Raw genomic sequence first — 21,750 nt, forward strand, 5'->3', positions numbered from 1 at the left:
CGCTGGGCCTCAAGCGGCCGCCTCGTGTGGACGCGTGGTTGCCTTGGCTGAACCGAGGATCACATGAGGCACGAATGGCGCCGTCACCACCGCCGCAGGCTTGGCTTCGTCTCTGCGGTAACTGGGAAGCATATCCGCAACAAGATTTAACACTCCCTCAGTGTCGCCGGCCCTCGCCAAGCGACGCAATTGCGAAAATCCCTTGCGAAGCGTGTCAAGCGGCATCGCGTTGGGCACGGCGCCCAAGACTCCGGAAATCGGAACGTCGACACGTCTTTCGCTTTCGTCGAAGAGTTCCTCGAACAGCTTTTCTCCCGGCCGGCAGCCGACAATCTTGATCTTGATGTCCTCATCCGGCCGAAATCCCGCGAGCTTGATCATGCGGCGCGCCATGTCGATGATCTTGATTGGCGCACCCATGTCGAGAACGAAGATTTCGCCCTGTCCGAGTTTTTTCTCCAGACCATGGGCCGATGCCTGCAAGGTCAGTTCAACCGCCTCGCGTATTGTCATGAAGAAGCGCTTCATCTCCATGTCGGTCACGGTCAGCGGACCGCCGTGGGCGAGTTGGCGCTTGAACAGCGGGATCAGCGACCCGCTTGAACCCAGAACATTGCCGAAACGAACGGTCATGAAGCGGACGGGGGTATCGCCGGCGGTGAAGGCGAGGTCCAGGGACTGGCAGTAGAGTTCCGCTAGGCGCTTGGTAGCGCCCATGACACTGGTCGTGTTCACAACCTTGTCGGTGGATATCTGGACCATTGCCTTGGCGCCGCAAAGGCGGGTCGCTTCTGCCACGTTCATAGTACCGATGACGTTGGTAAGAATGCCCTCACAGGGATTCAACTCGACCATCGGCACATGTTTGAGCGCCGCCGCGTGGAAGACCAGGTCAACGCGATGGCGTCGGAAAATCTCGCCCAGGCGAACAGGGTCGCGTACGTCGCAGATATATGGCTTCCGGCGCACATTCGGGAATTTCTCCGCCAATTCCAGATCGATGGCGTACAGATTGTACTCGCTGTTATCGATCAGGACCACTTCGGTGGGACCGAGCGCGGCAATCTGCTGCGTGAGCTCTCCGCCGATCGAGCCCCCGGCGCCGGTGACGACGATGCGCCTGTTTTCGATCATTCGGGACAATGCATCTTTATCAAGAACCGCCTGCGGCCTCTCCAGAAGGTCGGTAAGTTCGATGGGGCGCAAGTCGAAGCGACTCTGATATTTAGGATTGCGCAGTTCCAGGACCGGGGCGGGGCGAGAGACAGCGATGCCCAGACGGTCGGCCCGGTCGATCAGCGCTTCAAGCATCGGGTCGACGAGGCCAGGCACCCTTTCGGTGAAAATCACGTGGCGGGGCTTGATGCCGCGACCTTCCAGATCGCCGATGACCATGTCGAAGTCTTCGATGCTGCCCAGAACCGGCACGCCGCGCAGGAAATAGCCCTCTGTCGTTGCGCCATTATCGAGCACGCCGACCGGCCAATGGCGTGCATTCGGATCCCGCTGCAGCGCGCGAATATAAAGATCGGCCGCATCGCCTGCACCGATCAGCAGCACAGGGACCACGTCGCGTCCGTTTCTCGCTCTGTTCGCAGTCGGACCAAAGCGGCTTAGCTCAACGAGCTTGGAGCGGATGCGAACTGAAATAAGCAGCGGCACGAGCAACAGAAACTGGATCACTATCACCGAGCGCGGGATCGAATCGAGCCGTGTAGCCACAAACATCAGGAACACGAAGGCCAGCGATGTGACGAATGCCGCGCGAACGATACCGAGCATGTCGCCGACAGAAGCATATCGCCAGTTGCGGGTGTAGAGGCAAGTCACCGGGAAGACCACGGCGCATGTAAGCAGGAAGCAAGGGAGTGCGAAGAGCAACGAAGCGTGGCTTTCCGGACCGGTGAATTCTCCATCAAGGCCCAATCGCATGAATGAAGCAAACGACAGTGCCGCCAGCGCCAGGGCCAGATCGATGATGTAGAGATGAAGGTTCTTGCCAACGGCCTTGGCGCGCCCGGTCACCCGCCGGCGCAAGTAAGACAGCACATGAACAATCGTCCGCGGTTTGCTGACGAGACGGCCGAGAGCGATCGCAGTGGCCAGCAAAAGGGATTGGCCTCCCAGTGGACTGATTGCCTCAAACGGCTGATCTGACTGGCTCATTCTAGACCTCGACAAAGCTTAGCCGCCGCGCCCCAAGAGAGCGCGTCAAGAGATGCGGCTGTTTGAACTCGCAGGCACAAATCCGTGCCTGCCAGTCCCTTGCTCAATCAAGAACAGGTTGGCCTGCAATCGTTCGGATTCGAGGCTACGATCCTATCGCTGCTATGGGGCGCTTTACCCGCTTTCTAAGCAACACATGCTTTTGTGCATGGGGGGGCTATCGGAACTGCAAGCGGACTTTGCCGCGTTAATCCAAAGAGGTACTCCCATCAGTCCGGGCCAGCCAGCTAGCTAGGTCTCGCTGCACCGACGCAATGGCTTACAATGGCGGAGATTAAAATGGTCGCTTGAGTTTCGGTCCGGCGGTCCCGTTCTTCGGGCACTTCATTGTTGACGCCGCCAATGCGCCAAACTCACGCTAGCAGAGGAAGCTTTCTATGCTCGGACAGTTGAAGAACAATCTTCGCGACGCTACCTTTTTCCTTGGCGAAGCCGTCGTTCCAAAGAAAATACGCTACTCGGGTCCCCTGGGAGCGTTGCGCCGCCAGATGATCTTTTGGTCGCGAGACTCCTTTGTGCTTTCATACCCGAAATGCGGTAGAACGTGGCTGCGCACCATGGTTGGCCGCGTCATCGACAAACACTACGGCCTTAACCTGCAGAATCCGATGGAAATCCAGCATTTCTGGAAGATCTCATCGAATATTCCCTGCATCGGCTTTTCTCACGACGACAGCCCAAACCTTAAGCGTCCCAGCGAAATCCAGGTCGATAAGTCAAAATATTCAGGAAAAAAGATCCTATTTCTGGTTCGGGATCCGAGAGACGTGCTTGTTTCATATTATTTCGACGCAACGCACCGAATGAAGGTGTTTGACGGAACGATCAGTGAGTTTCTTGCCCAGGATGTCGGCAGCATTGATTCCATCATAGCGTTCTACAACGCTTGGGCGCACAACCGCGATAAGGTGAAGGCATTTCAAATGCTGTCCTACGAACATATGCGCCAAGCTCCAAAATCGGCGCTTCGCACGGCGCTAGATTTTCTGGGCATTCAGGGCGTGCCGGAGATGATCCTCGATGAGGCGACAACCTTTGGCTCTTTCGAGAATTTGCGAAAGATCGAAATGGCAGACGCTTTCGGTCACGAAAGAATGCGCCCGACGGACCAGTCGAATCCCGACAGTTTTAAGGTGCGCCGGGGTAAAATTGGCGGTTATGTCGACTATTTCAACAGAGACGAGATCGCTTACATGGATGAGAGAATTTCCAGCTCTTTGGACCCGTATTTCGAAATATACCACCGCAAGGCATAGCGTCGAGCTCTACTGCAAGGGGAAGCCTTGTCGCTTCCGTGCTGGGACGTCGCATAAGACTTCCCGGTCGAAAAAGTCCACGGCTCTTCCTTCGCCTGTCATCGGTCATTTCCCCACCGTGCTTTGATGGCGTCCATGATCAAAACGTTGAGCTTGGACGCCCCGGTCTCGCTGAGATGGTTATCGTCCCGATAAAAAATCTGAGAGCCTCGATTGGCGAAACAGCGCTGTTGATCGCAGAAGGCCTTCTCCGGATACACACGCACGAGATTTGGATCGGATCCGACATTATCGTATAATGCGTATGTCCGTTGCGTTCGCCGGCGGAAATCCCCGTAGGAAACCGAAATCGGGTCCGCCTGCATATAAGCTGCAGGATCGTTCTGGCGTCTGGCCCGCATGAGAAGCACCTGCGGGACGTTCCAACCCATCTCCGGGACAGGATAGACTAAGACAACTTTCACCCCGCGCTCCAGAAGTGTGTTTATGGTGCGGGAAATGGCCGTGGCGACTGCAGCCGGATCGGCGGGCCCGGTTTCACCCAGCTTGGCCAAATGCGGGTGATCGTCGCCCGGCTCGATTCCCCCCTCGCCATTGTTGTAACGGCTCTGCTCCACGAGAATGGGGAGACGCCACAAGAGCACGGCTATCGGTCGCTTCAGCCTGCCTACGTAGTCGAGCCTCTTGTCATTGTAGTCGCCTGGACAACCCGGTTGGTCCACGTCAACCCTTTGCAGACCGAGGAGAAATACGCAGCCGCCTCGATTGAGCGGTGTGAACGAGGCGATATCTCGGTAGTCATCGAGGCTGTCTCGCATCGGACCAAGCAGAGTGCGAGCGTGAGAGTCACCTAAACTAACAAGAGCATAGCCCTCGGGATTCGAGCCATGAAAGGTACAAGGGCCCTGTTCAGGCGCAAAGTTGAGACAGCTCTTCCCGTTCTGAAAGATCTGAGCCTCGCGAATATCGGATGCAGCGGCAATCGGGGCCAGGCCGTCCGCAAAACGGCTTGGCATGCCATTTTGGACATACCAGTAGTATCCGCCGCCGCTGAGTAACACGGCCCCCAGTGAGGCAATCAGCCATATAACGCGCTTGCTGGTTCGCTTTCTGCTGCGAGTCGGCATCTCAACGAAGCGGTAAGTCGCAGTGGCAAGTATGACAGACATCAAAATCCAACAAAATACCATCGTTCCATCGACAGAATTGGTCACACTCAATCTGCCGAAAGCAAATATCGGCTGGTGCCAAAGGTAGAGGGAATATGATATCAGGCCGACAAATACAAATGGCTGGGAGGAAAGCGCTCGTGTAATGGGATCGCCGTGCCCTGTATACCAGATAAGCAATGCCGTTCCTGCAACCGGGATCAACGTTACAAGTCCTGGGTGATGCCACTGCGGCCTCATCAGCGGCACCGAGCAGATCAGGAGCGCCAAACCGACCGCAGGCGCGACTCGCGAAGAGCGCATCGACACAAGCCGGCCGCCAGTCAATTCACGTCTTGCCAGAAACACCCCCAACCCTAGTTCCCAGATTCGGGTTGGCAGTAGAAAAAAAGATGCGTCCGGGAAATGCCGCGTCATCCACTCCGCAAGAATGAACGAAACGACGAGCCCAATGCACAGGATGGCTGTTAAAAATTTCCGAGAAAATTTCCACACCAGTAGAAGAAAGCAAGGGAAGATCACGTAGAACTGTTCTTCGACCCCCAAGCTCCAGGTGTGAATTAATGGACGAAAAAGATTGTCGGCTGCGTCATAGCTCGCAACATGCCAGAAATATAGATTGGAGGCTGAAAACACGGTTGCCAAAAGGCTCGCCGAATAGTCTCTAAAGGCACTCGGCAGCATATATAGCCAAGCGAAGGGGATCGTTACTGCTAAGACGGTATACAGCGCAGGTAGGATCCGTCTCGCGCGACGCTCGTAAAAATTGGCGAACGAGAAAGTCCCATCCATGACTTCCCGCTGTACAATCGAGCCAATCAGATAGCCGCTAATAACAAAAAAGACATCAACGCCAATAAAACCGCCCGCAAAGGGGTCAAGGCCCGCGACGCGAAGCCCTGAATGGTAGAGGATCACCAGAACGACTGCGATCGCCCTCAGGCCGTCAATTTCGCGGCGATATCCAACTTGACCGGCCGGGGTCGTGGCCACGATCCCACTCTGGGCAGCTCCCGTGTCTTGGTTCGCATTGCGAGCAGGATGATGGGCTTCGTACGGCAGACCTCGATCAATGCTGAGGGAACCATATGTCAATGGCGCAGCTGACTTTTCGTGAAACTCACTCATGTCAAAGGAGGCCCTTCCCTTGGATGCGTCTATCAGGATGCCGGCGTGCTGACGCTCGGATCGGCCTGAAGCTGCTGCTGCAGCTAGGTCGTTGTGCTTTTTGCGGCTCCGATGACAAGGAAATCGATGTGCTCACCCGCATTGCGAAAATCCTTTAACCGCCGATTTCGCTGGTTAGGTCGGTCGCCAAGCCGGCTTTGCGGGAGCAAAGCGCCCTGTCATAGATCTTCATGACATTTTCGACATGGCGGTGCGTGCTGTAGGAGAAGAAGGCGTGGTCGCGGGCTGCATCGCTGATCCGGGCCCAGAGCGGCGGATTGGACAGCAACCGCGATAGCGGCTCCATGAAGGCCCCGGCGTCTTCCGGTGTGACCAGAAATCCGGTCCGCCCGTTCTCGATAGCTTCCGGATTGCCGCCATGATCGGTTGCAACCACCGGCGTCCCAAGAAACATCGCCTCGATAAGGGTTCGGCCGAAGGGCTCTCCCATGGCGGGAACCACCAGAACATCCGTTGCCGCGAGGAAAGGTTCGATCGGGTTGCGAAAACCCATGAAGCGCACCGTTTGGCCGAGCCCGCGCTCGGCGCAGCGCACGCGGGCGGCCGCTTCAAGATCTTGCGAGCCCGCGGGTGAATTCCCGAACACGCAGCCGACGACCGGGATTTGCGGATGCTCCCGCACGAAACGATCAAGGATATCGATGAAGAGGAGCGGCCGCTTTCGTTCGATCAGCCCGCCGATGAAGCTCAGGACGCGTGTTCCTGGTGCAAGGCCTAGCTCGTCCAGAAGTGCGGCCTTGGCCGCGATCCTGTCAGGCACAGTCGACGGATGGTCGAAGGGACTATGGATGACGCTGAGCCGTCCCTTGAGGGATCTGATCGGATGCCGCGGTCGCGAAAATCGCGACACCGTCACCATGCGATGCGCGATGAGCGGCGCAAGCACGTTAGCGCCCTTGGCGTCGGGGTCGCCGCGATGATGCCAAACCAGCCGAGCACCTGCCAGCCTCGCCGCAATGCCCCAATTCACATGCGTCCTGCCGTCATTGGTGTGAACGATATCGAACTTCTGCTCCTTGATGAAACGCCGCATGCGCGGAAGCGTACTGGTCAGATAGGTCATGACATCGCCGGGGATTATTCCCTTTCCAGGCGAAGTCGTCGGCAGCGGAAAACCCGTGAAGGGCTGGCCCTCCATTTGCAGAAAGGCCGCCAGAGGCCCGGCCGTTTCCTGAAGCACCAGAATCGGAACGACCTTCGATGTATCGAGGTTCTGGATGAGCTTGAGCGCCGAGATGTGGCTTCCACCGACATCATCACCGATAAATGGAAAGCAAACCCGTATCGGCCCTTGGCTAGCTCCTCCAACCATCGCCTGTTACCCGGTCGCGGTTCCGAGGTAGCTGCCTCGTTCAAGGTAGCTGACGATCACTTCCGCGGCCTCCTCGGCGCTCAGATCCGGCGTAACGGTGATCTGTGGCGCTTCCGGGCGCTCATAGGGACTGCCGATGCCCGTGAAATTCTGGATCAACCCATTTCGGGCGCGTCGATAAAGGCCCTTCGGGTCGCGGCTTTCAGCGACCTCCAGTGGTGTGTCGATGAAGATCTCGATAAACTGCCCTGGGCCGAAGAGGTCGCGCGCCATCCGCCGCTCCGCCTGGAACGGCGAAATGAATGAAGTGAGCGCTATCAGCCCCGCGTCGACCATCAGCTTGGCGGCCTCGGCGACGCGACGAATGTTCTCCACGCGATCCGCGTCGGTAAAGCCGAGATCTCGATTCAAGCCATGGCGAACATTGTCGCCGTCCAGAAGGTAGGTGTGCCTGCCGATCGCATGGAGGCGCTTCTCCACGAGATTCGCGATCGTCGACTTTCCGGAGCCCGACAGGCCTGTGAACCACAGCACCACGGGCTTTTGACCTTTGGCGATCGCCCGCGCATTCATGTCGACATCCAGTGCTTGCCAATGGACGTTGTTCGCCCTGCGCAGACTGAAGTCGATCATTCCGGCACCGACCGTGTGGTTGTTGATCCGGTCGATGACGATGAACGCGCCGGTTTCGTGCACGTTAGAGAACGGGTCGAAGGCGAGCGGTGCCTGTGTCGTCAAGTTGACGAAGCCGACGTCGTTCTTCTCGAGGGTTTTTGCTGCCAGTTTTGCAAAATTATTGATGTCAACCCGGTGTTTTATCTGCGTAACGCTCGCACCCACCACGCTGGTGGCGAGCTTGATCAGATACGGGCGGCCGGGGATCAATGGATCCTCGTGCATCCAGAGCAGATGGGCCGCAAACTGGTCTGACACTTCCGGGCGCTCCGCCGCCCCCGCCAGGACGTCGCCGCGAGAAACGTCGATCTCGTCTTCGAGCGTCAGCGTGACAGCCTGGCCGGCCGCTGCCTCCGACAGGTCTCCGTCCTGGGTGACGATGCGCTTGACCAGGCTCGTCACGCCGGATCGTGCCACGACCACACGGTCTCCCGGCCGGATCACGCCGGCGGCGATGGTGCCGGCAAACCCGCGAAAGTCGAGGTTCGGGCGATTGACCCATTGCACCGGCATCCGGAAAGGCGCGCTACGGCGGTCTCGTTCCACCTCGACTGTTTCTAGATGCTCGATGAGCGTCGGGCCCCGATACCAAGGCAGGTTCTCGCCTTTCGAAAGAACATTGTCGCCATAGCGCGCCGACAGCGGGATGGCATCCAGAGACGCGAAGCCAAGCGGTTCCGCGAAGCTTCGATAGGTCGCCTCGATCTCGTCGAATACCGTTTGCGAATAATCGACCAGGTCGATTTTGTTGACCGCAAGGACGACATGCCGGATTCCGAGCAGCGAAACGATGAAGGAATGTCGGCGTGTCTGGGTCAGAATGCCCTGCCGCGCATCGACAAGAATGATCGCCAGGTCGGCGTTGGATGCGCCAGTAGCCATGTTGCGGGTGTATTGCTCATGGCCGGGCGTGTCGGCGACTATGAATTTGCGCCGCTCCGTGGCGAAGAAACGATAGGCCACGTCGATCGTAATGCCCTGTTCGCGCTCGCTGGCCAGACCGTCGACCAGAAGGGCGAAGTCGAGATCGCCGCCGGTTGTGCCGTGGCGTTGGGAATCGCGGGTAAGTGTGGCAAGCTGGTCTTCCATCAGCAGCTTCGTGTCGTAGAGCAGCCTGCCGATCAGCGTCGACTTGCCGTCGTCCACGCTGCCGCATGTCAAAAATCGCAGCAGGCTCTTCTTCTCGTGGACAGCAAGATATTGCGAAGTGATCTCGTCTATCGAAGAAGATTCGAGTTCCGCGGTTTGAGCAAAACCCAGCATCAGAAGTACCCCTCGCGCTTTTTCTTTTCCATCGATGTTGCCTCGTCATGGTCGATCAGCCGACCTGATCGCTCGGAGGTCCTCACGACAAGCATTTCCTGGAGCACTTCGGGAACAGACGCGGCAGTGCTTTCAGTGGCCGCGGTGAGGGGATAGCAGCCAAGCGTGCGGAAGCGTACCGAGCGCATTTCGGGGGATTCGCCTGGGCGGAGCGGCAGACGATCGTCGTCCACCATGATCAACTGTCCGTCGCGCTCCACCACGGGGCGTTTGGCCGCGAAATACAGCGAGACGATGGGGATGTTCTCCCTCATGATGTACTGCCATATGTCGGTTTCGGTCCAGTTCGAGAGAGGAAAGACCCGGACGGACTCCCCTGGTTTCAGCCGGCCGTTGTAGAGGTTCCATAGTTCCGGGCGCTGGTTCTTTGGATCCCAGCCATGGCTATCGCTGCGCAGCGAAAACACCCGTTCTTTCGCGCGGCTCTTTTCCTCGTCGCGCCGCGCGCCGCCGAAAGCGGCGTCGAAGCCGAGCGAGGTCAGTGCCGATTTCAGCGCCTCCGTCTTCATGATCTGCGTGTAGGTCGACGAGCCATGTGTAAATGGCGTGATCCCTTCGGCCAGGCCGGCCTCGTTGCGACGCACCAGCAGCTTCAGGCCAAGCCGCGCGACAGTCTCGTCGCGGAAACGGATCATTTCTTTGAATTTCCACGTCGTGTCGATGTGGAGAAGGGGGAACGGCAGTTGCGACGGATAGAAGGCCTTCATCGCGAGATGGAGCATTACGGCCGAGTCCTTGCCCACCGAATACAACATCACCGGGTTGCGCAGTTCGGCGACGACCTCGCGAATGATATGGATTGATTCAGCCTCGAGTCGTTGCAGATGTGTGAGCCACGAAGGAGAGGAAGGCGAGCGCCGCTGCGCTGCAGGCAAAGTGACCAGGGCTTGAGGTGCCTGGGCTTGAGGCGCAAGAGCTTGAGGTGCAAGAGACATCTAGATCGCCTTTGAAGGGGCAAGACTTGCTTGGTTGAGAGCGTCCGCCGGCGGGGTTTGCCGGTCGGGATGATGGGCGGTCTTGAGCGCCTGTCGCAACGAAAGCGCCAGGCCGAAGGCCCACAGAATGCCCAGGACGATATGGGCAATATTGCCCCCCATCGCGCCGATCCGCGGGATGAGCAGGAGGGCCGTCACGTGGAAGGCGGCTGTGGCAACGACAACAATGCGCAACACCTCACGTTGCCGGCCCATGGCAAGCAGCGCCGAGCGGGCGGCTGAGCCCGAAAGCACGAACGTGACCGCCACCATCTGCACGATGACGAGGCTGGCTGCGCCTATGAACTCCGGTCCCGCGGTCCAGGCGAGCAGCGGCCGGATGAGCACCGCCACGACCAGGACGCAAATGACGCCAAAGCAGAGCAGCATGGCTTCGGTCTGAAAGATCACCCGCTTGAATTCCTCGATGCTGCCTTTTGCCCAAAGGCGGGCGACATCGGGATAGAGAACGTTTTGCACCTGCGGGCCTACTTGCTGGCCGACGCGGCCTATACGCTTGGCGATCTGGTACAAGCCAGCCGAGGCCGGGTCGGCTAGCCATCCCACCAGCAGCGTATCGAGTTCTTGCGCGCTCGCGCGCAAAGTGAGTGAGATGTTCGACGACCACGCGAAATTCCAGATGCCAGGGAAGCGGCGTGTGATGCCGGCCAAAGGCGCGCCCAGGACATTGTGGACACCCTGCCTGTGTAGCGCGCGCATGGTCAGCGTCAGGAGCGCCAAGGAGCCGAGGATCTGCGTTCCGGCCCAAACCGCCGTGAAGTAAGCGAGATCGCCGTTGAGCAGCACGCCGAGCAGACACAGCAATACGCGCAGAACGGCGTTGAGCAGCTGCCCATAGGCGAGGAGGCGAAAGTTGCCGGCCATGCGTTGGACAGCCACGGGGACGCCGGAAATCTGAAATAGCAGAACGCTGGAGTAGAGAACAAGAAGATGCACAATTTGCGTCGACCAACCGAAAACCGGCGCAATGAGAAGGGCCGCGCCAATGGCGACGACCCAGGCGCTGACAGCGGCGCCGACATCGATAAGCAGGCCGAACTTCATGAGGACGCGCAAATTCTCGTGGCCCTCGGATGCGTTCATGCCGGCTGCGTATTTGATAATTGGCTGCCACGACTGGAAGCTGACAACGCGCTCGACGACCCTTGTGAACGCGATGATCAATGCAAGCTCACCATAGTTCGTCACGCCAAGCGCTCGTGCTGAAAGCGTAAAGGCTACAAGCGCCAGCAATGAGCCAAGAAAATTGCCGGTCAGAAGGTGTGCGATATTGGCCAGGCGCGTGCGGCCCGCACTCTTGCGCCTGGCAGCTTGCAGCACCCGTCGAGCCAGTCTTCCGATCATCGCAACCGTAGCCAAAGTCGCCCCGCTCATTCTTGATCGGCAGTACGCGTCCCTTGGTCGTTCTCCGGGATTGTTTCTGCCGATGCATCCATCATCGGCAGAAACCAGAAAGCCGCCACGACCAAGTTTGGTCCTGTCGCAACCCCAATAAGCTAGGACTTGATCGCCGCTACGACCGATGGCCTACCCCATTAGCGGTAGCAGCTTCATGGCCGTTTTATCGCTAAATATATGCGGAACAAAAAAGTAGAACTATAATACATACCGAACCAATAAAGAGAAAATTGCCTAGATATTTGGCTTTGTAAATTTAAATAAAAGCAAACGGCTCCATATCCTATTAATCTCCTCGGGATGAAGCACGACATATATGGTGCGCCTCTTTCGCTGTTGGTCGAGGATTGATCTAAGGTTGGATCCGGTAAGAGATATGCCGAAATCCGACGGGCCCGAATAGGCTTGGCCGAGCATGCGATCCAGCATCAACTCTCCCAAGGCCGGAGTGTAACGCGCAGAGCTCCAGTACCACCGCATCGTCTGATGACGATCGCCCGGATCCGGAATGTCTTCCATTGTAACGGAGTTATAGCCGCTAAAATCCCACAGTTTCACTTCAGACGTGGCTGTCTTGGATGCGTTGACCTGACTTACGGTATACGTCAGATCCACACGCCAGCGGTCGTAAACCGGGAGTAGCCCCATGGCCCTGAGTGCTTCCATCTGACGAGCATGTATCGGCGAAATGAAGAGCGTGACGTCTACTCCAGCGGCGGTGAGACGATCCAGCAGGTCATGCAACAGGCCGATTCTGGTGATGTCATAATCGAAGCTGCCGGGAGACGAAAACTCCGCCATCAACCGATTCAGCCTCTGGTCGGACACCTGTCTGTAGCTGTAATTATGTGCCAACATGATCTGGTGAAAACCGTCTTCCTTGTCGGTCTCCCGAAATCCAATGCTGTTGGCGTGCACCGTCCGCAAAGCGTCGATAAAGCTTTCGGGGGAGAACAGGGACCGCGCATAGACGATAGGCATTGGAACTCCGGCAAAGCCGGACTCCGGAAAATCTTGGGTTTCCGTTCGGTCCGCCTCAAACATGGAGAAATCGAGATTGACGATCATCCGGCGGGGTGCGCCGTGAGCCAGGGCGAACATGCCAATGTCATAGAGTTCGACCATGCTCGCATGCGGAACCGCGGCATTGTAGGCCTTCAGCCTAGCTAGGCTCGGTCCGGCGGGATCAAGCCCGACGCGCGCCCGCGAGCCGCCGAGGATCAAAGTGTCGTAGTCGGTGAGCCATAGACGTAGTGAGCGCTCGGCTGTCGTACCGATCGAAAGGCGATGTGTCTTTTCGGCATTGAAATCAGGAATCTCCAGATGATGGTTGATCCCATATGGATCGACAACAAAAACGAAAGCGGCAGTCCCAAGTTCTAGCAGAATACCGATGGCTGCAACCCTTGCGGCCAACCGTGGCAGGCGCGATCCAGACGTCCTCAACGGCCCGCCCGACTGCAAAACCTGCGAGCCCATGAACTCGGGCATGGTGGCGTGTCCCGCGGCGCTGATCCCCTCTCGGGTGAAGATCTTGTAAAAGGTCAGGCAGAGAATTTTCAGGTCAAGTGCGAAGGTCCGGTGATCGACATACCAGACGTCCAGGACGAAGCGGTTCTCCCAATCAAGTGCGTTGCGGCCGTTCACCTGCGCCAAACCTGTGATGCCGGGAATGACTTGGTGACGACGCGCCTGCTCAGGGCTATAGCGGGGGAGATACTCCATCAAGAGGGGACGAGGCCCGACGAGGCTCATCTCACCCCGCAATACATTGATCAATTCGGGCAGCTCATCAAGGCTGCTTGCGCGCAGAAAGCTGCCAAAGCCAGTCAGCCTGTCAGCATCGGGAAGCAGCCGGCCATGACGATCCCGACGATCGGTCATCGTTCTGAACTTGATTATCTTGAATGGTTTCCCGTGCAGGCCGGGACGTTCCTGGCGGAAAAAAACAGGCCGCCCAAGAAGCAGCGCGACTGCTATCGAAAGTACCGCGATGAAGGGCGACATCAGCAGCAGAAGGCAGGCGGCACCGAGCAGGTCGAACGTGCGTTTCATGAGCGATGCTCCTTTCATCAGCATGCCTGCCGCGGCTCGCTGATACGTCCTCTGGCCAACCGCAAGGCTTCGTAGTGGTCAAAAGCCAAGCCACGCCACGGGACACAATCTCGAAAGTCTACATGTAGCCTTGTGTCTTGAGACCGATCCCAATCAGGGACGATGTGCGGGCATTGCCTTCGCGCGACAGGTCGCCGCTTTTAGTTACATTGGCTGTAAAGTGCGCCTATCAAAGATCATTCTCCGGATGAACATCAGGATATGTGCGCCAGATTTGAAAACGCTCGAGGTGTTCTTGTCCGGCATTGGATATTTTTCATTCGTAGATCGCGAACCTGAATAACTGAGTTCGTGATCGATTGCCTTCATTTTCAGAATTTCGTCAAAGCGGAGTCCCATTTTTCCGCAATCTGCTGCATTGAGAACCGATCGATCGTTTTCCGGGCCGATCTACCCATTTTGTGGCGAAGAGCATTGTTTCGCATCAGGCATGCCATCGCGGATGCCAACTCGGCAACATCGTCGACTGGTACCAGCAGACCCGAAACGCCTGGTTCGATGATTTCGGATGGACCGAAATCGCAGTCCGTTGCGACGACGGGCAGGCCTGCCGCCATCGCCTCGATCAGCACGTTGGGAAAGCCTTCGTAGCGTGACGGCAGGACAAAGAGGGAGGCGTCGCGCGCCCATTCGCCCGGACGCTCGGTAATGCCGGCAAGCTTTACCCTGTCCTCCAAATCCAACGCATCGATCTGACGTTGAAGAAGAACCCGATCAGGTCCCTCGCCGAAGATTGTCAACGCCCATGCCGGAAATTCGCTGGCGACTTTAGCAAACGCCTTTATCAGCGTGTCGAAGCCTTTCTGTTCCACCAGGCGTCCGACGGCGACCAGGCGAAACATCTCATTGCCATGGTCTTTGTAGGCATCGGTCGCCTCGCACGGATTTCCCATGACCTCGCAAGGATTTCCGATAACGTGGGCTTTTTTTCTGAGCGTATCCGGAAGCGTCTTGACAATCGCATCAGTCTGCATGACGAGCCGATCCGCCTGTCGAAGTATGATGCCAGAAACGAGCCGCCAAGCGGCGTGTTTTTTCTGCGCTTTGGGATTGTTTCTTTCCGAGATAATAACCCGGATGCCAAGATTTTTCGCCGCCAGCAGGCAAAGAATATTAATCTTTGTTAGAAATGAAACGATCAGAGTGGGCTGAAGCTGCTTGAATTCCGCGCGCAACACGACCACGCGCCGCAAGCTGCGGACAAATCCGAGTTTCGAAAGCCGCGAAGCTCCATCCTCTACAAGTCTGTGGACGGTGACCTTCGGGTGCAGGGCAAAATAGCTCTTGTCTTGCTCTCCCACGAAAGCAAATAGATGGACTTCATCTCCGCGCCTGCATCGATCTGCGGCAAGCAGACTGACGACGCGCTCCGTCCCTCCTGCACCCAGGCCCGCCTGCACAATCGCAAGTCGCATTTACTCCCCTCTTAACGTCAGGACGTCGATGGATTATTTCCATACTTCTCGGCGATCTCCGCCAAGTTGCTGCATGGATTGGTGGAAAGGGATTCGACGACAGGAAGATCTCTCTTGATCGTCTCGCCTTGGCCGTGTTCATCCATGAATTGGCGGCGAAGTTCATACCAGCCGCATGCGAGCCGCGTTCCGCCACGGGCAAGCAGTTCGATCGCGGCTGGAGTTAGCCAGTCGATGCAGGTCTGCTCAATGAGTTCGGCTTGCGCATCACTAAGATGATCGGAAAAGCCGCCGACCTTGCCGGGACGCGCATGCTGGCTTTCGCCATCGTGGGCCGCTAGGCCGCCCGCCATCTCATGCTCACGCATTACATCGAAACGCGAGGCGTCGATAGAATCCTGAAGCGCGCGCACGGACGGTGTGTGGCCGAGAAATCTCAGGATACGCGTGCAGGCACCCATAGGGTCCTCCGTCAGTTCCCCATAGCCCAATACTGCACTTACGTGATGCTTTAGACCTCTACCCCAATCATTCAGATATACTATCAGAGCCGGCAGGCCTTGTTCGCGATCGGCAATGAACGCGTCCATGGTGCCTTCGAAGCAGCGTTTGTGACGTGTGGCATCGAAATAAGCTGACACGATTACGTCGCGCGGATCTCGAGTCATGAAGATGATGGGTCGGTTGAGAAAAAGCGAGCGTCTATAGGTGAGGTGCGAAACCAGGACGAGCGGCACACGATGGCGCTCATCTGTGTAACGAAAAGCCGGGATGCCCCTCGTCGGATCGAGATCGAAATCCGGAAGAACCTCGAACATTGGCGAAAGATGGACATTTTCGCCGTTGGCGTGGCGACGAAAGTATTCCGAAAGGATATGTCTAAGCTGGGTTGCTCCGGATTCGGGATAGGAGACAAGAAACGCGTCTGCGCCCGACGCAGCCCAGGTCATCCTGATCCGGGCGTCGATCTTATGCAATGTCAGACGGGTGGTCGTCAGCATGGTGACAGGTCTTCAGTCCTTGGGGATCGTAGCGCAGCATGTATGACGTCGCAGTCGAAGGACGCGATGGGCGGGCTGCCGGCCATGGCCTTGAGTGGTACCGCGCAATCTTCGTAGCGGGACGAAAGCACAAATGCGTCGGCGTCCAGAAAGCAGGATCGCCATGCGTAGCAGATCAGATCCGCCCTTCCCGACTGTAGTGGCGCTGCGATCCAGGAATGCCAAGCCGGCGAAGCTGTCCATCGCGTATTCCAATCCCGCTGTCGCAACCCCTAAATACCCAGCTTTCTTTGAAGGGACGAGTTGCACATAGGGATGCATCGCCGGCTGCCGTTTACCTCTAAAGGAGGACTTGGGCGCAGAAACGAAGCAGACAATAGAAGAGATCTGTGTCCATCTATCGCTCACGCCGGTGAGTTGGAGCCCTGAATTCATGCGCATAGCCTTTGTCGGTGCGGTGGAGGGATCTCGGGTCGCATTCGATGCCCTTGTCGAAGCTGGCATGACGCCTTCGCTGCTTGTCACCCTTGCGGGCGAAGCTTCCAAACGCCATTCCGATTTCGTCGATCTGGCGGGGCCGGCACGTCTGGCCGGGGCCGCGGTCCACCTGACCAAGGACATCAATGCGCCCGACACGATCGACAGGCTCGAAGCCGAGCGGCCCGATTTGACGATGGTGGTCGGCTGGTCGCAAATCTGCCGCGGCGAATTTCGCTCGGTCGCCCGATATGGCTCGATCGGCTTTCACCCGGCGCCGTTACCGCGTTTTCGGGGCAGGGCGGTGATCCCCTGGACGATCATTGCGAATGAAAAGGAGACGGGCTCGACTTTCTTCCGGCTCGACGAGGGTGTCGACAGTGGCCCTATCGTCCTCCAGAAGCTTTTTGCCGTGGCACCGGACGAGACCGCGCGCTCGCTCTACGACAAGCACAAGCAGGCACTGTTCGAGATGACGCCGCTTGTCGTTTCGGCGATAAGTCGTGACAAGGCCGTGGGCGTCGCGCAGGACGAATTCCTTGCCAGCTATTGCGCAAAGCGCACGGCCGATGACGGAATAATCGACTGGAGCGATGCTGCCGAGAATGTCCTTCGTTTCGTCCGCGCCGTCGGCGATCCCTATCCGGGCGCCTTCACTTTCACTGCCGGTGCCAAGATCGTGATCGACAAGGCGCGCATGTTTGCCCCGCCTGGGCGCCATATCGGGCTGACCGGCCAGGTCCAAACTCATACCGACAGCGGCTTTACAGTGCTTTGTGGAGACGGAGCCGCCATTGAGGTGACATCCTGGCATGGCGAAAGGCCCAGGATACATGCCAAGCTGGCCTCGGCATGACCAACCTGTGTCGCGCCAAGGACCTAGGCGCGTGCACGGAGCACAGGTCTGCGCGCTTCAGGCGGCGATTGTCGGCCGCGACGGCCGTTCTTCCAGATACCAGCGTACGAAGGCGGTCACCCCGTCCTCGACGCTGGTGCAAGGGCGAAAGCCCGTAAGGGCCTCCAGCAGGCGGGGGTCGGCATAGGTTGCCCGCATGTCGCCAGCCTGCATCGGCAACATCTTGCGGATGGCGCGTTTGCCCAGGCAGTTCTCGATCGTCTTGACGAAAGGCAGCAGCCCGACAGGCTCGCCGCCGCCTATGTTGACGACACGCCACGGCGCGACGGGTGACAGCGTGTCGACGACGCCGGGAGCGGACGCCGCGCGACCTGTCGCAGGCGTGCATTCGACGAGTCGGACGATGGCTTCGACGAGATCATCGATATAAGTGAAATCGCGCTTCATCAGGCCTTCGCCATACACTTCGATCGGACGGCCGTTCTCGATCGCGTCGACAAATTTGAAGAGGGCCATGTCGGGCCGGCCCCAGGGGCCATATACGGTGAAGAAGCGGAAGCATGTGGTCGGTGTTCCGAAGATATGTGAATAGGAGTGCGCCATCGCCTCCATCGCCTTCTTCGTGGCCGCATAGAAGGTTAACGGCCAATCAGCCTTGTCGGTTTCGACGAATGGCATCTTGTCGTTCGCTCCATAGGCCGAGCTCGTGGACGCAAGGAGCAAATGCCGGGGCTTGAGATCACGCGCAAGCTCAAGGACGTTGAACGAGCCGACGAGATTGCTGTCCGTGTAACTTCGCGGATTGTCGATTGAGTAGCGGACACCGGCCTGCGCGGCCAGATGCACGATCACATCGGGCCGGGCGGAGTCCGCGGCGCGGCGAAGGGCATCCAGGTCTTCCAGTTGGCCGATATGGGCGCGAAAGGCGTCGTATCTTTCAAGCAGGGCGTGTCGGGACTGCTTCAGGACGATGTCATAGTATGGCGTCATGCCGTCGAAGCCGGTGACGCGATGACCGTCGTCGAGCAGCCGGCGCGCCAGGTGAAAACCGATGAATCCTGCGGTGCCGGTGACCAGATACCTCATTCCGCGGCCGCGGCGAAAACTGCCTTGTCTCCGACCGCTCCCTCACCGATATTCACGTACTCGAAGCCGTGCTTGGAGATGTCTTCCCGCCGGTAAATGTTGCGCAGGTCGACCACCACCCGTTTCGACATCGTGCGGGACAGTCGTTCAAAATCCAGGGCGCGGAACTGATTCCACTCGGTCACGATGACCAGCGCGTCGGCGCCCTCGGCGCATTCATAGGCGCCTTCGGCATAGCTTACGCTTGTGCCGAGCACGATTTTCGCCTGTTCCATGCCTTCGGGGTCATACACTCGGACATGTGCTCCAAAATCGATCAAGGCCTGGATGATCGAGAGGGAAGGCGCTTCACGGATGTCATCGGTGTTGGGTTTGAAGGTAAGACCCAGCAAGGCCACTGTCTTTGCGCGGACATCTCCGCCGCAGGCAAATACGATCTTGCGCGCCATGGTGCGTTTTCGCTGGTCGTTCACGGCAACCGTCGTTTCGATCAGGCGCAATGGCGCGCCGCTGTCCTGCGCCGTCTTGACCAAAGCCAGCGTGTCTTTTGGAAAACAGGATCCTCCATAGCCCGGGCCGGCGTGCAGGAACTTTGAGCCGATGCGATTGTCGAGCCCGATGCCCCGCGCTACCTCGCGCACGTTCGCGCCCACGCTCTCGCAGAGATCCGCGATCTCGTTGATGAACGTGATCTTGAGCGCCAGGAAGGCGTTGGCCGCATATTTGATCAGCTCGGACGTGCGGCGGCCGGTAAACAGGATGGGTGCCTGGTTGAGATAGAGCGGCCGATACACCTCCGCCATCACCTCCCGGCCACGCTCGTCCGACGGGAGGCCGATAACGATCCGGTCTGGTCGTTTGAAGTCGTCGATCGCGGCTCCTTCGCGCAGGAATTCCGGGTTGGAGACGACGGCCACATCGGCTAGGGGATTGCATTGGCGAATGATCCGTTCGACCTCATCCCCCGTGCCCACCGGCACCGTGGATTTGATTGCCACCACGGTGAACCCGTGAACAGCGGCCGCGATTTCCCGGGCCGCTTCGTAGACATAGGACAGATCGGCATGGCCGTCGCCTCGCCTCGAAGGCGTCCCGACGGCAATGAACACCACGTCCGCATCGGCGACTGCCGCTGTAAGCGTGCTGGTGAAGGTGAGCTGGCCGCTCGCGGAATTCTTGTCGACGAGGTCGTCGAGACCTGGCTCATAGATCGGCATTCTTCCGGCCTGGAGATCGGCAATCTTGGCCTCCGCCTTATCGACGCAGACGACTTGATGGCCGAAATCAGCCAGGCAAGCGCCCGATACAAGACCCACGTAACCCGAACCAACAATCGCGATGCGCATGTAACCGCCACTCTGATGATGACAACTGACGCGATTAAGCCAGCAGCGGCCAAGAAAATGGAGTGCGCAATCGGATAAGACATTACCACTTCCGAGACCTGGTATGGGCCCGGACGGTCGTCTGGCGCGGTTTGACAACGCTAAGTGCTGATGGCCATTGCAAATGGACGAGACGAGATGATCTGGCGCGTAGCCACGCTCGGCTGCAAGCCGGCTGACGGCGCTTTATTGGCGCGTCGATTGCTTGAGTTCATTTTCCGTCAAAAATTCCGGTCGGCTGCCGTTTGGTCTTCTTGCCATGTTCCTAGAGGTAGCTCGGTTCTCGCTTCAACTTGCCGTCCGGGAGCCGAGTCAGGAAATTGCCCTCGAACAGCCTCGCCTGAGCTTGATAGATCTTCGTCCGGGTGAGACGGCGCGCTGGAGTGTTCTGCCGTGACGAACAAGGCTAGGCAGAGCACGCCGAGGCCGGCAGGGCGATTTTCCGGTCCATGCAATGGAATTGTTGCAGGGGCTGCGCGGTCGCGTTTGCCGGCGAACATTCAAAGAATGTAGCTGTGGGCCTCGCTTTCCGTCGCACTGTCAGCCGCGGAGACAGGCTTGGCGAAGAGGAAGGCACCATCTCGCGAGAACAGATCCGCCGGCATCATCTGGAACTCGCGCTGCGAATGCGGGACATCCAATTCACGATCGACAATATGCCAGAGGCTGTTGAAGAACGATCCGTCGGCTTGCCTCATGCTTTCCCCCCGAAGCGGCTTTCTCGATGAGAAAACCGTTGCTGGATTGGCCCACATGTCGGCAATGGCGATATCGTAATAGCCGGGATGCGCGGCATTGGGTTTGATAATCGCGAAGGGCGTGTTCTTTTCCGGCCAGCCTACGCGGCCCACGGTCAGGCACTCTTCCGGCTCGGGCAATCTTGCCTCCACAAGATAGGCCAGTGCCGCATCGATGCCGCCGATTTCCGAAACGACGCAGGATGTCAGTCCCGCGCGGGCAAGCTGCATCAGCTTTCGAGCCTCTTGTTCATCCATATCGGCCCATCTCAGGAAAGCCATCCATTGCTGGTGCAGGCAGTCGTCCTTGGCCTGGCAAAGAAGTCGTCCTGCCTCCAAAGCGGATTCGACCCTCCTCCTGTCCGCCTCCGCGAAGGCTTCCCGCGCAGGGCGAATTCGGCCGGCAATTTCCATCAGGTCATTTGAGATGTTTTTCATATCCTCCTCCCCAGGCGGATTTCTAATCTGATTTATGCGCTCCATGATGCGTTGGTTTTGTATTGCGTAGAAGGCCATCACGGGAACGCGTGAGATATCTTAGTGGCGTGGCCAACCTATTCTTTTGAGCAAGGGTCCCACTTCCGACTGTCGGCTGATCCGCGCGCGATTGTGTTCGCTACTACTTGCTGCCATAGCTTCGCTTTCGTCATTGTCGGCGTCGCCTGGTCCACAAGACGACGTCTGCAAATTCTGCCGTCCGATCCGCCGAACGCCGTCTGCCGGGCGGTATGCGCGCGGTGGATGCTCGGGACCCAACGCTGGTCGCGACATGCAAACTTCTGGCTTAATTTTTCGACGATTGAAGAATGCGCGTACCCTATCATTTCGGTTATGGTGCTCATCCAACCAGACCTGGAGACCTGCGCAGTAAGGAGTAGTCAGAAGAGCTGGAGAAAGCCCGAATGACGGCGAAGGAAGAAAATCCACACGCCTTTGGGCGAATGGAAGTAGGCGCCGTATCTTTCAACGAACTTGCACGCCCAAGGCTCTTGAAGTCATAGCGAAGGGCAATCTGGCTTGAAGAGTGGGGCGATCCGGAACTCCATGACAGCAGTGGCCATCACAGCACCCGCTCGGGCGGGTTGGCGGTTTCGACAGCCGAGCGTCATTCCGGGTTTCGGATTGACGCTCGGCTT

General features: G+C 58.1%; 14 protein-coding genes and 1 pseudogene. 3 read left to right on the forward strand and 12 right to left on the reverse strand.

Annotated elements, in window-relative coordinates:
• Nucleotides 1-9: 9 nt before the first annotated feature.
• Nucleotides 10-2,166, reverse strand: a complete 2,157-nt coding sequence (locus FJ940_RS24180; protein ID WP_140557992.1) for a nucleoside-diphosphate sugar epimerase/dehydratase — start codon at nucleotides 2,164-2,166, stop codon at nucleotides 10-12.
• A gap of 437 nt (nucleotides 2,167-2,603) precedes the next feature.
• Here FJ940_RS24180 and FJ940_RS24185 point away from each other — a divergent pair, with 437 nt between their 5' ends.
• On the forward strand, nucleotides 2,604-3,482 hold the full coding sequence (locus FJ940_RS24185) for a sulfotransferase domain-containing protein (protein WP_140513519.1): 879 nt from the start codon (nucleotides 2,604-2,606) through the stop codon (nucleotides 3,480-3,482).
• A gap of 98 nt (nucleotides 3,483-3,580) precedes the next feature.
• Here FJ940_RS24185 and FJ940_RS24190 read toward each other — a convergent pair whose 3' ends face one another.
• From FJ940_RS24190 to FJ940_RS24225, 8 genes are all read right to left on the reverse strand, one after another.
• Nucleotides 3,581-5,644, reverse strand: coding sequence for an acyltransferase family protein (locus tag FJ940_RS24190; protein ID WP_181171809.1), 2,064 nt, complete (start codon nucleotides 5,642-5,644; stop codon nucleotides 3,581-3,583).
• A gap of 289 nt (nucleotides 5,645-5,933) precedes the next feature.
• Nucleotides 5,934-7,151: a glycosyltransferase family 4 protein gene (locus FJ940_RS24195; protein WP_140498434.1), complete on the reverse strand. Its 1,218-nt coding sequence runs from the start codon at nucleotides 7,149-7,151 to the stop codon at nucleotides 5,934-5,936.
• 6 nt (nucleotides 7,152-7,157) lie between these two features.
• Nucleotides 7,158-9,089 (reverse strand): sulfate adenylyltransferase subunit CysN, encoded by a 1,932-nt coding sequence (gene cysN / locus FJ940_RS24200; RefSeq protein WP_140658159.1) that lies wholly within the window; start codon nucleotides 9,087-9,089, stop codon nucleotides 7,158-7,160.
• Entirely contained in the window at nucleotides 9,089-10,084 is a 996-nt protein-coding gene (gene cysD / locus FJ940_RS24205; protein ID WP_224619688.1) for a sulfate adenylyltransferase subunit CysD, read from the reverse strand. The genes cysN and cysD overlap by 1 nt, the downstream gene beginning before the upstream one ends.
• Nucleotides 10,085-11,488: a lipopolysaccharide biosynthesis protein gene (locus FJ940_RS24210; RefSeq protein WP_224519136.1), complete on the reverse strand. Its 1,404-nt coding sequence runs from the start codon at nucleotides 11,486-11,488 to the stop codon at nucleotides 10,085-10,087.
• Between the two features lie 288 nt (nucleotides 11,489-11,776).
• Nucleotides 11,777-13,597: a sugar transferase gene (locus FJ940_RS29080; RefSeq protein WP_140513525.1), complete on the reverse strand. Its 1,821-nt coding sequence runs from the start codon at nucleotides 13,595-13,597 to the stop codon at nucleotides 11,777-11,779.
• A gap of 371 nt (nucleotides 13,598-13,968) precedes the next feature.
• A complete protein-coding gene (locus FJ940_RS24220) occupies nucleotides 13,969-15,072 on the reverse strand; it encodes a glycosyltransferase family 4 protein (protein ID WP_140557989.1) in 1,104 nt (367 codons plus the stop codon).
• Between the two features lie 17 nt (nucleotides 15,073-15,089).
• Nucleotides 15,090-16,073: a sulfotransferase domain-containing protein gene (locus tag FJ940_RS24225; protein WP_140513529.1), complete on the reverse strand. Its 984-nt coding sequence runs from the start codon at nucleotides 16,071-16,073 to the stop codon at nucleotides 15,090-15,092.
• A 433-nt stretch (nucleotides 16,074-16,506) separates the two neighbouring features.
• On the opposite strand from FJ940_RS24225, the gene FJ940_RS24230 reads away from it, so the two are divergent.
• On the forward strand, nucleotides 16,507-17,406 hold the full coding sequence (locus tag FJ940_RS24230) for a formyltransferase family protein (RefSeq protein ID WP_140557985.1): 900 nt from the start codon (nucleotides 16,507-16,509) through the stop codon (nucleotides 17,404-17,406).
• A gap of 57 nt (nucleotides 17,407-17,463) precedes the next feature.
• Here the strand turns inward: FJ940_RS24230 and FJ940_RS24235 are convergent, their stop codons facing one another.
• The 3 genes from FJ940_RS24235 to FJ940_RS24245 all read right to left on the reverse strand — a co-directional run bounded on the left by FJ940_RS24235 (nucleotide 17,464) and on the right by FJ940_RS24245 (nucleotide 21,052).
• Nucleotides 17,464-18,492 carry an NAD-dependent epimerase/dehydratase family protein gene (locus FJ940_RS24235; protein WP_140557984.1) on the reverse strand — a complete coding sequence of 343 codons (1,029 nt, stop codon included), beginning with the start codon at nucleotides 18,490-18,492 and terminating at the stop codon, nucleotides 17,464-17,466.
• Nucleotides 18,489-19,838: a UDP-glucose/GDP-mannose dehydrogenase family protein gene (locus tag FJ940_RS24240; RefSeq protein ID WP_140525324.1), complete on the reverse strand. Its 1,350-nt coding sequence runs from the start codon at nucleotides 19,836-19,838 to the stop codon at nucleotides 18,489-18,491. Before FJ940_RS24240 ends, FJ940_RS24235 begins: the two co-directional genes overlap by 4 nt.
• 539 nt (nucleotides 19,839-20,377) lie before the next feature.
• Nucleotides 20,378-21,052 (reverse strand): hypothetical protein, encoded by a 675-nt coding sequence (locus tag FJ940_RS24245; RefSeq protein WP_140498426.1) that lies wholly within the window; start codon nucleotides 21,050-21,052, stop codon nucleotides 20,378-20,380.
• 606 nt (nucleotides 21,053-21,658) lie between these two features.
• Between FJ940_RS24245 and FJ940_RS29085 the strand changes: the two are divergent.
• Nucleotides 21,659-21,750: pseudogene (locus FJ940_RS29085) on the forward strand (molybdate ABC transporter permease subunit); the annotation flags it as partial.

The organism is Mesorhizobium sp. B2-3-7 (assembly GCF_006442695.1).
Lineage (GTDB): Bacteria > Pseudomonadota > Alphaproteobacteria > Rhizobiales > Rhizobiaceae > Mesorhizobium.